General features: G+C 61.6%; 11 protein-coding genes. 10 read left to right on the forward strand and 1 reads right to left on the reverse strand.

What is annotated here, in order from left to right:
• Positions 1–57: 57 nt before the first annotated feature.
• Positions 58–1266 carry an extracellular solute-binding protein gene (locus WKI89_RS02995; RefSeq protein ID WP_337867742.1) on the reverse strand — a complete coding sequence of 403 codons (1209 nt, stop codon included), beginning with the start codon at positions 1264–1266 and terminating at the stop codon, positions 58–60.
• A 417-nt stretch (positions 1267–1683) separates the two neighbouring features.
• Between WKI89_RS02995 and WKI89_RS03000 the strand changes: the two genes are divergently transcribed.
• The 10 genes from WKI89_RS03000 (at position 1684) to WKI89_RS03045 (ending at position 13053) form a co-directional block, all read left to right on the forward strand.
• On the forward strand, positions 1684–2043 hold the full coding sequence (locus tag WKI89_RS03000) for a hypothetical protein (RefSeq protein WP_337867770.1): 360 nt from the start codon (positions 1684–1686) through the stop codon (positions 2041–2043).
• A complete protein-coding gene (locus WKI89_RS03005; RefSeq protein ID WP_337867743.1) occupies positions 2040–2714 on the forward strand; it encodes a response regulator transcription factor in 675 nt (224 codons plus the stop codon). The genes WKI89_RS03000 and WKI89_RS03005 overlap by 4 nt, the downstream gene beginning before the upstream one ends.
• An 86-nt stretch (positions 2715–2800) precedes the next feature.
• On the forward strand, positions 2801–4162 hold the full coding sequence (locus WKI89_RS03010; protein ID WP_337867744.1) for a HAMP domain-containing sensor histidine kinase: 1362 nt from the start codon (positions 2801–2803) through the stop codon (positions 4160–4162).
• Positions 4163–4204: 42 nt separating this feature from the next.
• Complete coding sequence (locus tag WKI89_RS03015; protein WP_337867745.1) at positions 4205–4981, forward strand: DeoR/GlpR family DNA-binding transcription regulator; 777 nt, start codon at positions 4205–4207, stop codon at positions 4979–4981.
• A gap of 186 nt (positions 4982–5167) precedes the next feature.
• The gene (locus WKI89_RS03020; RefSeq protein ID WP_337867746.1) at positions 5168–6460 is read left to right on the forward strand and encodes a sugar ABC transporter substrate-binding protein; all 1293 of its coding nucleotides are present in this window, start codon (positions 5168–5170) and stop codon (positions 6458–6460) included.
• A 238-nt stretch (positions 6461–6698) separates the two neighbouring features.
• Positions 6699–7538, forward strand: a complete 840-nt coding sequence (locus WKI89_RS03025; protein WP_337867747.1) for a sugar ABC transporter permease — start codon at positions 6699–6701, stop codon at positions 7536–7538.
• Positions 7535–8545: a carbohydrate ABC transporter permease gene (locus tag WKI89_RS03030; RefSeq protein ID WP_337867748.1), complete on the forward strand. Its 1011-nt coding sequence runs from the start codon at positions 7535–7537 to the stop codon at positions 8543–8545. The genes WKI89_RS03025 and WKI89_RS03030 overlap by 4 nt, the downstream gene beginning before the upstream one ends.
• Before the next feature lie 85 nt (positions 8546–8630).
• Positions 8631–9530: a phytanoyl-CoA dioxygenase family protein gene (locus tag WKI89_RS03035; protein ID WP_337867749.1), complete on the forward strand. Its 900-nt coding sequence runs from the start codon at positions 8631–8633 to the stop codon at positions 9528–9530.
• 126 nt (positions 9531–9656) lie between these two features.
• Positions 9657–11594 carry a beta-galactosidase gene (locus tag WKI89_RS03040; protein ID WP_337867750.1) on the forward strand — a complete coding sequence of 646 codons (1938 nt, stop codon included), beginning with the start codon at positions 9657–9659 and terminating at the stop codon, positions 11592–11594.
• A 4-nt stretch (positions 11595–11598) separates the two neighbouring features.
• Positions 11599–13053, forward strand: a complete 1455-nt coding sequence (locus tag WKI89_RS03045) for a glycoside hydrolase family 36 protein (protein ID WP_337867751.1) — start codon at positions 11599–11601, stop codon at positions 13051–13053.
• Positions 13054–13080 lie beyond the last annotated feature (27 nt).

Below are 13080 nucleotides of genomic sequence, written 5' to 3' on the forward strand. Positions count from 1 at the left end.
CGGCTGCGACAGGCAGCACTGTAGTTATTGGGTCGTGAGTTGAACAAGCTAAGGTTGCTAGCGGCGTTCCACCGTCAGGGCTTTGCGCTGGGCTTCTTCCAGGGCTTGACGGGGGTTGACGTTGCCCTTCAAAACGCGCTCGAGGGCCTCTTCCAGAAAGCCGTACCACAGGGTTACCTCGGGGTCTTGTGTCCAGACCGCGGCCTGCTCGAGGCCCCCCAGCACCACCCGTCGCCGGGGGTCTTCACGGTAGAAATCCTCCAGCAAGGGCTGGGCCGAACGGCGCAGGGGCAGGCAGTAGGTGGCCTGAACCCAGGCTGCCTGCACAGCCGGCTCCATCCAGTAGCGCCACAGCGCCACCGCCCCGCGGGCCTGGGCCTCGCTGGCCCCGCGCAGCACCATCAGGTTGCCCCCGGCCAGCGGCAGCTTGCCGTCGGGGGTGCGGGGCAGCGGGGCCACCCCCAGCCGGAAAGGAATGGGGGTGCGCTTTTCCAGGGTGGGCCAGACGGTGATGGGGGCCACCCCCATAAACACCTTGGTGCGCACAAAATCCACCATGGCAAAGGGGGCCTCGGCGATGTTGCGGCTCACCGCGCTGCCCGAACGCACCAGGTTCTGCAGGTACTCGAGGCTCTGCACCACCTTGGCATCGGTAAAGTTGGGCCGACCTTCGCGCACCAGTTGCCCGCCCCGGCTCATCACCACCGCATTAAAGCTGTACACATCGCTCACCACGATAAAACCCTTGGCCGAGCGGGTGGTGAGCTGCTGGGCCGCCGCGGCCAGGGCCTCCCAGGTTGGGGGGGGGTTGAGGCGGCGGCTGGCCAGTTGGTCAGCATTGAAAAACAATACCGGCAGGTGCAGTTCCACCGGCAGGGCATAGGTTCGGCCCCGCCAGCGCCCGGCCTCGAGCAGCCCCGGATAGAAGTCACCCGGCAAGGCCCCGAGGTACTCGTCCAGCGGCAAGGCCAGGTTTTCCTGTACCGCCCGGCTCACGAACGAAACCTCGCCGTAGTAGAGCGGGGGCGCATTACCGGCGCGAATGGCCGCGGTGAGTTTAATACCCCCTTCGCGCAGGTCGCCCACATACTGCGGTAGCACACGGTAGTCGCGCTGCCGGCTGTTGAAGTCGGCCACAATTTTTTCCAGCGCCTCCCGCGCTGGGGGCTCGAGGGTGTGCCAGAAGGCAATATCTAACGGCCGCTGGGCATAAGCGGCCCCACCCAGCAAAAGCACCCACAGGAGACCTCGAAGCAAATTCTTCACCAGCCAAGTTTAGGCCATCTTTCTGAACGCTCACTGAAGGTTATCCCCAGGCCTGGGTAGTCGTCTTGGATAAGCGACCCTTTATCAGGGCCGTGGGATGACCCCTGTCGGGATGGAGCACGCTCCGTGCACCCTGGGAACGATCCACTGTCGGGACTCGCTTGCGCTCGTGCACCAAGTACGAGTGTCGAAAAGCGTGACGAAGGCATTACTTCCCAGCTAAAGAAATGCTAAACTTTGTGGGCTGGGATTTGCACTAGGATTGAACCTAACATTGTTTAGCATTGAACCTGTTTCGCAGGCCTATGGAGTGCTACCTGAACTTGAAAACTGCACAAACCCAGCCCCATCAGGTTAAAATGCCCTTTATCGGAATCCCATACGCCTGTTCGGGTAGCCTTGCATAGTGGTGTGACGATGCGCAGTCTTATATTGGCCTTCGTATTGGCGCTTGCGCCGCTGCCCAATCTACCTTTTATCCCTTCCGGGAGTGAGATTCGGGTGGTGTCTCCGGATTTGCTCACGGTGTATGTGGTCTGGCATGTGGATGAACGCAACATGGTATTGCAAAGCAAACTGCCTGCGCCCGCCAACCGGGAGGTTCGGGTGCTGTTTCGGGTGGATGGAGGCTACCGCGCCCCGTACAATGGGATCACCACCCCCAGGGGTGATATTGCACTGATGATCCAAGGAGAACGTGTTAGCCTGAATGAGCTTCTGACCCGCACATACCGTCTGAACCTGCCCAATGGGCGTGTCTTGCCGGAGGTTCGATGAAACGCATTCTGTTGATTGAAGACGACCCTGAAATTGCCCACCTGTTGCAGCTCGAGCTGGGCGAGTCTGGCTACACCGTAGACTGGGCCTCCGGAGGGATGTCGGGCCTGGTTCGCCTACGCGAAGCAGTACCCGACCTGGTCATTCTCGACCTGGGCCTACCCGACCTGGACGGCGGCGAGGTCGCCCGGCGCATCCGGGCGGGCTACGAAGTGCCCATCATTGTCCTGACCGCTGCCGATGCGGTCGAGCGCAAGGTCAGCCTGCTCTCCGACGGGGCCGATGATTACATCGTCAAGCCCTTCCACCCTGCCGAACTGCTGGCCCGCATCCAGGTGCAGTTGCGCCACCGCGAGGGAGGCGAGCAAGTGAGTGTGGGAGGGCTGGAAGTACATCTCTCCAAACGTCAGGTGCTCTTCGATGGGCAGGAACTGCGCCTGTCGCCCAAGGAGTTTGAACTGCTGTCGCTTTTGGTGAGCCGGGCTGGCAAGGTTTTTAGCCGCCAGGAAATCGAGGAGCACCTGTGGGGAAGGCAGCTCGAGCGCGACTCCAACGTAGTGGATGTGCACATTGCCAACCTGCGCTCCAAGCTGCGCGAAGCCGGGGCCTACGGTTACTTGCGCACCGTGCGCGGCGTAGGCTATGCCCTGCGCCAGCGCGAGGCCGAGTGAATGCCTAAAGGCGCGTCCAGGGCAAAGCGTTCTGTGCCAAGCGCAAGCAACCCAGCTCTCGAGTCCAGCCCCCCAACTACCCATTTATGTCCTTCCGCACCCGACTGATCGTGGCCTATGCGATCCTGTGGGTGCTTATTCTCGTCCTGACGCTGGTTATTGCGGTCTACAGCATCAACTTTGGCCTGTATGGGCAGGTCGAGCGCACCCTGCTGCGCTACGTCAACGAGGTAGCCCAACTGTACGCCTCGGGTCGGGCCGGGGAAATCAGCCTACCGCGCTCGGGGCCGGTGAACGTGAGCTTCTACAGTTCGGGCGGACAGCTCCTGATTGCCCCCACGCCCGACTTCGAGCAAAAAGTGCCCAAAAACTTCATCCGCGCGGCCAGCAGTACCGCCAAGCCCTACTACGCCGCAACCTTCATGGCAGCCTACCAGGAGATTCCGGGGGCGGTGGTGGTGGTTAGCCAGGACACCCGCTACATCGAGAGCATCTCGACCACCGTGCGCAATACCTTAGTCCAGGGGATGGCTTTTCTATTGCCCTTGGGGGCCCTCTTGATTGTGCTGGCGGCCCGCCTCTCGCTCATCCCGCTGCACCGCGCGGCCTCAGAGGTAGACAAGCGCGGCCCGCGCAACCTCGAGCCCATCCACTACACCGGCCCCAAGGACGACCTGGGGTTGATGGTGGAGAAGGTCAACGACCTGCTGGGCGAGCTGCGCGAGGCCCAGGCGCGTGAGCGGGCCTTCCTGGCCGAGGTCTCGCACGAACTGCGCACCCCCCTCACCTCACTGAATGGCTACCTCGAGCGCCTCAGCCGCAACCCCGGCGATACCGAGATGCTCGAGCGCGCCCGCAAAATCGCGGCCCACACCGCGCGCATGGTGCAAGACTTGCTGGCCCTGGCCCGTGGCGAGGCCGAGCGCACCGTAAACGCCCACATCATCCATCTGGGCGACCTGCTGCGCCAGGCTGTGGGCGAATACCCCGGCGTGATCCTCAAAATGCCCCCCGAGTTTCCCGAGGTGCTGGGCGACCCTGACCGCCTGCTGCAACTGGCCCGCAACCTGATTGCCAACGCCGTGCGGGCCGCAGGCGCTCCCGAAAAGGTGCAGGTGCGGGTCTGGATGGTCAAGGAGCCCACCGACAACCCCCCCGACCCCTACGAGTCCGCCGACGAACTGCGCACCACCTCCACCCCCGAGATGAAGCCCCCCAAGCAGCCCTGGGCAGCCTTTGCAGTGGTGGATCGGGGGCAGGGCATCGCCCCCGAGGTGTTACCGCGCCTGTTTACCCGTTTCGCCCGCGGCCCCGAGGGCGGTACCGGGCTGGGCCTGGCCATCGCCAAGCAGATTGCTGAAGCCCACGGGGGCGAAATTCGCGTAGCCAGCCGGCCCGGCGAGACCCGTTTTACGGTGTTTTTACCGCTTCTGATGGAAGAAGAATAGTTTTTGTTTGCATCCCTTCGCAAACTTTCGTATGCTTTCGCTATGCCCTCCCTCGAGGCCACCTTTCGCCACCAGGAAATCCTGGAGGTGTTGCGGCGCGACGGTCAGGCCCACGTGGCACGGCTGGCCAACCGCTTCGGGGTTTCCACCGTCACCATCCGCACCGACTTGGAGTATCTAGAACACCAGGGTTTGTTGCGGCGAACCAGGGGTGGGGCAGTGCCCGCCGAGGCCAAGCGCTTCGAGCTTCCACTCGAAGAAACCCGCCAGATGCACGCTCGCGAAAAGCAACAAATCGGTCACCATGCCGCCGGGCTGGTGCGCGACGGCGAGACGATTATTGTGGACGTGGGCAGTACCACCACCGAGCTGGCCAAAGCCCTCTCGCCGTCGCTCCGGAACGTGGTGGTCATCACCAGCGGCCTCAACATCGCCCTGCTGTTGGAGTCTCACCCCGGCATTACGGTAATTGTTACGGGCGGCACCCTACGGCCTTTACAGCACTCGCTGGTAAACCCCTATGGCTCGCTGCTGCTGCAAGAAATCAATGCCGACAAAGCTTTTATTGGTTGCAACGGGGTACATCCCGATAAAGGCTTCACCAACACCAACCTGCAAGAAGCCGAGATCAAGCGGGCCATGATCGAAGCCGCCCGCGAGACCATCGTGCTGGCCGATCACAGCAAGATCATGCAGGTGGCTGCCGCCCGCATTGGGCCGCTGGAAACGGCCAACCTGCTCCTCACCGACCGCAAGGCCAAAAAGGAAGACCTCGAGCTCCTGCGGCAAACAGGGCTCGAGGTGGCCCAGGCCACTTGAGATTCATGAATACATTCGAAACCTTTCGAAAGTATCCAAAACTATTGACAAGCCTCGAGGCCCACCGGTAGACTCGCTATGAACCTTGACGGGGAAATGAACCTGCTTCGACGCTAGCGGGCCAGGGTTGCGCTGCCCATACGCCGGAGCCCCGGAAAAGGCTGGCATTTAAAAAGGAGGATCACCATGAAGCGTCTTTTGGTTTTAGCCACGGCCTTGGCCCTGACGTTGGCCTCGGCCCAGCAAATGCAGGGGAACCCCAACCTGCGCGGCGAGATCACCGTGTGGAGTTGGGACATCGCTGCCAAAGCCCTGGAAGCCAATATCCCAGGTTTCAACAAGCTCTTCCCCAACGTCAAAGTTAACGTATTGGACATCGGCAATCAGGCCACCTACGACCGCGGTCTAGCAGGCTGTGCTGCCGGTGGGGGCGACCTGCCCGACGTGTACTCCATCGAAAACAACGAAGCCGAGGTGTTCTGGGCCCGTTTCCCCAACTGCTTCACCGACATGAACACCCTGCAACCCGCCGCCTCCACCCTGCGCAACCAGTTCCCCGCCTTCAAGTGGACCGAACTCACCGTGGGCAACCGTGTCTTCGCCATGCCCTGGGACTCCGGCCCAGTGGTCATGTTCTACCGGCGCGACATCTACAGCCAGGCCGGCGTCAACCCGGCTACCATCCGCACCTGGGACGACTTCATCGCCGCGGGTCGCCGCATCGCCCAGGCCACCAACAACCGCGTCAAGGTAGGGGTGATTGCCAACGGTCAGGACGACGAGTGGTTCCGCATGCTGGCCAACCAGAACGGCTGCTTCTACTTCAACAACGACGCCAACGCCGTCACGGTGAACCAGCCCGGTTGTGTGACCGCGCTCGAGACCGTCAAGAAGCTGATTGATGCCGGTATCGTGATGCAAGGCGGCTGGAACGAGCAGATCCAGGGCTTCAAGGCCGGCACCGTGGCCACCAGCATGTTCGGAGCCTGGTACGAAGGCACCATCCGCTCCAACGCCCCCGATCAGAGCGGTAAGTGGGGCGTTTATCCGATGCCCGCCTCACGGGCGAACGGGGTACGGGCCGCCAACCTGGGCGGTTCCGCGCTGGCCATTCCGGCCTCCTCGCGCAACAAGGAAGCCGCCTGGGCCTTCGTCCGCTATGCCCTGGGCACCACCGAGGGCCAGGTGACTATGCTCAAGGAATTCGGACTGGTACCCTCGCTGCTGGCCGCCACCCGCGACCCCTACGTGGCCCAGCCCCAACCCTACTGGGGCAACCAGCGCATCTGGCAGCAGATTCTGGGCACCCTGGGTAACGTGCCCGCCGCCCGTGGCACTCAGTTCTTCCAGGAAGCCCGCGCCATTATGGTCAAGACCCAGGCCGACTACGTAGCCGGGCGCTTCCCGAACGCCAAAGCGGCCCTCGATGCCGCCGCCCAGCAGATCTCGCAGGCCACCGGTCTGCCCATCGCACGCTGAAACCACTTTGGGGGTGGGGGCAACCTCACCCCCTCGCTTTTACAACAGTAGAGTCAATTTAGAGCATCCCGTGAGGTGCCATAGACCCAAGCTTTTTCCCGGGAGGACGCGTGATGCCGGATTCAAAAAGATACCTATCCAATAAAAAGCATCTAGAGGCTATCTTTTTGAATCCTAGAGTACTCCCGTTGGTCGGGGTGGTTCGTCACCGTCCGGCAACGAACTACCCGAATCTGCTATGAAACGTAGCGCGACCCCCTACCTTTTTCTGCTGCCCTACCTGGCGATTTTCGCTTTGTTCTGGGCTTGGCCCATCCTCGAGTCGCTTTTGCTCTCGTTTCAAAACACCCGGGTCTCCCCCCCGGTCTGGAACCTGAGCGTCAACTGGGGGCGCATCCTGGGCGATGCGGCTTTTTGGGACGCCCTGCGCAACACGGTTTTGATTCTGGTAATCCAGGTACCCCTGATGCTGGCCCTAGCCACCGCTTTAGCCATTGGGCTGAACTCGCAATTATTGCGGGTCAAGGGGTTTTTTCGCTTTGCTTTTTTTGCCCCGGTGGTGGTGGGGGCGGTGGCCTACTCGGCGGTGTTCCGCCTGCTTTTCAACCAAAACGGCGCGGTCAATGCGGCCACGGGCCTCGAGCTCAACTGGATTTTCGACCCCACCGGCGCCATGGCAGTGATCATTACCACCCTCACCTGGCGCTGGACCGGCTACAACGCCATCATCATCCTGGCCGGTCTGCAAAGCATCCCCAAGGACATCTACGAGGCCGCCGAGATTGATGGCGCCAGCCCCTGGCAGCAGTTCTGGCGCATCACCGTACCCAGCCTGCGCCCCGTGCTGCTGTTTTGCCTGGTGCTCTCCATCATCGGAACCCTGCAACTCTTCACCGAGCCCTGGCTCATCACCAACGGCGGCCCCGGCACCGCCACCACCACCCTGGGGGTCTACCTCTACCGCCAGGGCTTCCAGAACATCAACTTCGGCTATGCCTCCACCATCGCCTACGCCATCACCCTGCTGGCGCTGGTCTTCTCCATCATCCAGCTCCGGCTTTTCGGGAGGGAGTCGTGAAGCGGCGGCTCTGGTGGCGCAGCTTCTGGCTGCACCTGTTCCTGACCCCCCTGGCCCTGCTGTGGCTGGCTCCCTTGTGGCTGATGTTTGTTTTTTCGACCCACCCCGAGATCGCCATTTTCAGCACCCCCACCCCCATCCTGCCGGGCAACCAGTTTGCCGCCAACCTGCAAAGCCTACAGTCCGACACCAACTTCCTGCGCACCCTCTTCAACAGCATCATGGTCGCGAGTATCTACACGGTGCTCTCGATCTTCCTGACCAGCCTGGCCGGTTATGCCTTTGCCCGCTTCGATTTCTGGGGCAAAGGCATGGTGTTCTCGCTGGTGATCGCCACCCTGACCATCCCCTATTTTGCCGTGGTGATCCCCCAGTTCATCCTGGTGGCCCGCGAGGCCAAAACCCTGCTGGCGATCCTGATCGGGATGGCGGTGTTTGGCGGTATTGCGGCCCTGCTGGCTTGGCTCCGGTTCTCGCCCACCCTGGGGCGGGTGCTGTGGGTGGGGTACGCAGTGGCAGCGCTGGCCTACCTCTTCCTTGGGGTGCCCGCCCTACGCGAAGCCATGACCTTCGACTTCCGCCTCACCAACACCTGGTGGGCGGTGATTCTGCCCTCACTGGCCAACAGCCTGGGGGTATTTTTCATGCGGCAAAACTTCCTGAGCGTGCCCGTCAGCCTCCTGGAAGCCGCCCGCATAGACGGGGCGGGGGAGTTTCGCATCTTCTTCCGTGTAGCGGTGCCGCTGGTGCTACCGGCCATGGCCGCCCTGGCCATCATCCTCTTCCTGGCCGCCTGGAACGACTACCTGTGGCCCTTGCTGGTGCTCTCGGATCGAAACATGCAAACCGCGCCGGTGGCGCTGGGCTCCCTGATTGGGCTGACACGGGTCTCGTGGGGGGGCATTATGGTGGGGGCCGTCATGACGACCCTGCCTTTTCTGGTTTTGTTCTTGTTCCTGCAACGCTATTTCATTGCGGGTATCACGGCGGGAGGGGTGAAAGATTAGGCTGAAGTCGCGGCTGGCTCATAGCCGGATTCGACGCGGCCATTCGATAGGACTCGGTAGCACTTTGGGATTGAGGCCAAACCAGATGTTACGACCTTTAGAAACCACCCTCGAGTCCAACCATTACCCCCTCAGCCCAAACCTGCTGGGGGCCCTAAAACCCAGCCATCCAGCCCATCCAGTGGGAGAACTCCTCGAGCAGTACCAGGCCCAAGGGTATCTCTGGCTGCAGGGCTTCTTGCCCAGAAGCGAGGTGGAGGCCTTTCGCCGCCACTTCTTCCGCGCTTTTGAAGATACCGGCCTCCTGACGCCCCATAGCGACCCTGCCGAGGGCCGCTGGTCGGGTCAGGCCGAAGACCGCACCCTGGCTTCCAAGCGTCTGATGGAAGTGGTACGAAGCGCGGCTTACGAGTCCTTTTGCCTGCATCCGCGCCTGTGGCAATTCCTCGAAGGGTTTCTGGGTGGCCCGGCCTACCTGCACAAGCGCAAAATTATCCGCTACACCAAGCCCGGCGACAAGAGCGCAACTGGTGCCCACTACGATCTGGTCTACTTGCGTGGCGGTACCGACCGTTTTTGCACCGTCTGGATTCCTATTGGCGACTGCCCCATCGAGATGGGTGGGCTGGTGTACCTCGAGGGTTCCCACGCTAAAGGGCAGGCCCTCGAGGCCCAGTTTGCTCAACAAAACCAGCTACTTCCTCCTGAAGAAAGGCTCAATGCCTTCAACAAAAACATGGGTGAGAATGGCTGGATAAGCAAAAACCTGCCGGCCCTGGCTGCTAAATTTGGCTCCCGCTGGCTGGCTGCCGACTACCAAGCCGGCGACATCATGCTCCACTCGCCCTACATGATCCACGCTGCTACCACCAACCAAGATGCACTCGGCAGACTTCGGCTCTCTACCGATATCCGCTACCAAAACGTGCGCGACGAGATTGACGCTCGCTGGAGCAACCACTGGACGTTGGAGGACATGTTGTGAGGAGCGTGTCAAAGGTCGAAAGTTGAAGGTCTAAGGTCTTTGGTTTTGGCCCTCGATCTTAGACCTTCGACAATTACCCATATAAAGGCCAGAAACTCAACGAACACCTCAACAGTCGAAACCCCTATGTTAGGAGTCTGCTACTACCCCGAACACTGGCCCCGCGAACGCTGGGCCGAGGATGCCGAGCGCATGCGAGCGTTGGGCCTGACCTATGTGCGCATTGGCGAGTTCGCCTGGAGTCGCATAGAACCCGATCCAGGTCGCTTTACCTGGGAGTGGCTGGATGAGGCCATCGAAACCTTGGGCAATGCAGGACTAAAGATCGTGCTGGGCACCCCCACCGCTACCCCACCCAAGTGGTTGGTAGACCGACATCCCGAGATCCTAGCCCACGACGCCCAAGGCCACCCGCGCAAGTTCGGCTCGCGCCGCCACTATACCCATAGCAGCCGGGTGTATTTACAAGAATCCCACCGCATCGTGACAGAGTATGCCCGTCGCTACGGCCAGAACCCCCATCTTGCGGGCTGGCAGACCGACAACGAGTACGGCTGTCACGATACCGTGCGCAGCTACGGCCCCGAAGACCTGCGGGCCTTCCGGAGCTGGCTACAGGCCAAATACGGTCGTATTGACGCGCTCAACACCGCCTGGGGCACCGTCTTCTGGAGCATGGAGTACCGCTCGTTCGACGAGGTGGACTTACCCAACCTCACCGTCACCGAACCCAACCCCAGCCACGTCCTGGACTTCTACCGTTTCAGTTCCGACCAGGTAGTGGCCTACAACAAAATGCAGGTGGAAGTAATCCGTCAATACTCGCCCGGACGCTTTATCGCGCACAATTTCATGGGTTTCTACACCCACTTCGACCACTTTGCCGTGGCCGACGACCTCGATGTGGCCTCCTGGGATAGCTATCCCCAGGGCTTCACCGACCGCGAGGCTCCTATCTCCGATGAGCGCAAGGTGCACTATGCCCGCGCCAGCCACCCCGACATCGCCGCCTTCCACCACGACCTCTACCGGGGCACCAAGGCCCGCTGGTGGGTGATGGAACAGCAGCCGGGGCCGGTCAACTGGGCCCCCAACAACCCTTCCCCTGCCCCCGGCATGGTGCGGCTGTGGACCTGGGAAGCCCTGGCCCATGGCGCAGAGGTGGTGAGTTACTTCCGCTGGCGGCAGGTGCCCTTCGCCCAGGAGCAGATGCACGCCGGACTCCACCGTCCCGACTTTCAGCCTGACGTGGGCTATTTCGAAGCCAAACAAGTGCTGGAAGAACTTGCCCGACTGCCCTTGCCCCAAACCACCCAGGCCCCGGTTGCGCTCATCTACGACTACGAGGCAAGCTGGCTCTTCGAAACCCAGCCTCATGGATCGGGCTGGAACTACACCGTGCTGTGCATGCACTTCCATACCGCGCTGCGCAAGCTGGGGTTGAATATAGATTTTGTGCGCCCTGGAGCCGACCTGTCGGGTTATAAGCTGGTGGTCGCCCCCAGCCTACCCATTGTGCGCGAAAAAACTCTGGAAGCCCTCGAGAAGGCCCCTTGCCCCATCGTGTTGGGCCCCCGCACCGGATCCAAAACCGAGCATTTCCAGATTCCGCCAGGCCTGCCTCCCGGAGCCTTGCAAGCACTGCTACCCCTCAAGGTCACACGGGTAGAGAGTTACCGTCCTGGGCTGGCCGACACGGTATTTTTTGGTGGAGAGAAGTGGAAGGCCGAGGTGTGGAAAGAGTGGATTGAGTCGGACTTAGAACCGATAGCAACCTTTGGCGATGGCAAGGGAGCCATCTATCAGCACCACCACCTGCACTACCTGGCTTTCTGGCCCAGTCGTGAGTTTCTCAATGCCTATCTGGGCCAGGTGGTCAGAGCCCTGGGGTTGTCAGTAAACCTGCTGCCCGACGGAATGCGGGTGCGACAGCGGGGAAACCTGGTATTTGCCTTCAACTACGCCGACCATCCCCAAGCGGCCCCAGCACCCCGAGGAGCCGAATTCGTGCTGGGTGGCCCCACCATTGAAGCCTATAATTTGAGTATCTGGAAACAGGAGTAGCGCCATGCAAATTCAGGGCTACGAGTTCAACATCCGTGCGAGCCGGCTCGAGGAAACCTTGGGCGGCTACCTGCTCACTGGCAAAACCGTACAGATCGGCCATCCCTTTGGACGCACCCTGTATTTCAAACACGGCTGGCAAAGCTGGAGCGAAGCAGGCTGGGTGAGCCTGAAAGAGAGCCCCAAGCCCATCCTGCCCCCCGAGCGTCGCCCTCAGTGCGACGATCCGGCCTATGCCCTCTCGCCGGTGCACGGCGGCAGCGGGCTGGGGGGCCTCGAAGGCTACGACGGGCGAATGTTGCTTCTAGGAGCCCTGCGACCCGGCACCCGTATCGAGGCCGATCGGCTGAGCTTGAAGGGCGCCTGCGATCACGAGACCCAGTGGTTTCTGGCCTACGGCGAACAGCAGCAGGTGCTGGCCCGTTATGCCGAACTGCTGGCCAACTCACTGGGCGTCCGGGGCCAGCGGCCCGCCCCCCGGGTCTGGTGTAGCTGGTACAGCCACTACAGCGAGATTTCGGAAGGCCAGATGCTCCAGACCATCGCTGGTTTGCAGGGCCTGCCCTTCGAGGTGTTTCAGCTCGACGACGGCTGGCAGCAAAACATGGGCGACTGGGAGCCCAACCAAAAGTTCCCCTCGGGCATGAGCACCATCGCCCTACGGGCCCAGAGCCAGGGCCTGACCCCTGGCCTGTGGCTGGCTCCCTTTATCGCCCGGCCCAGCTCCAATTTGTTCAAAGAACACCCCGACTGGTTTTTGCGCGACGAAAAAGGTGAGCTGGTCTCGGCGGGCACCAACTGGGGCGGCTACTACGCTCTGGACGTGACGCTGCCCGCCGTACAGTATTGGCTGCGCAGTCTAATCCAAACCGTGCGCGGCTGGGGCTATCGCTACTTGAAGCTGGATTTTTTGTTTGCAGCCGCGCTGCCGGGTAAAAGGCACGCGGGAGAGTCTCGAGAAGATGCCTACCGCGAAGCCCTGCGCATCCTCCGTGAGGCTGCCGGTGACGATGTGTACATTCTGGCCTGCGGCGCCCCCATTATCGCCTCGCTGGGATTGGTAGATGGAATTCGCATTGGACCAGACGTGGCTCCTTTTTGGGACAACGAAGACCGGCGGGTCTTCTTGCACGACCCCACCGGCCCAGCTGCCTACAATGCCCTGCGCACCAGCCTGCACCGCCTCTGGCTGAAGCCGCTGGTGCACACCGACCCCGACGTGGCCTACTTCCGCACCCGCTACAACCTGCTCACCCCGGCCCAGCGCGCGGTGTTGCAAGACCTGGCGCTGGTGTCGGGCTTCAAGGCCACCTCCGACCCCCCCGAGTGGCTGGACGGCGAGGAGCGGGAGCAGCTCAAAGCCTGGCTCGAGGCCCATCCCTCCATCGAGCAAACCGGCGTGTACACCTTCAAGATTGGCGAGCGTGAAGTGGATTTCTCGAGCTGGCTGGAGATATAAGGAAATGATCCGGGTCTGCTTCTAACT

This window comes from Meiothermus sp. (genome assembly GCF_037443965.1).
In the GTDB taxonomy this organism is placed as follows: domain Bacteria; phylum Deinococcota; class Deinococci; order Deinococcales; family Thermaceae; genus Meiothermus.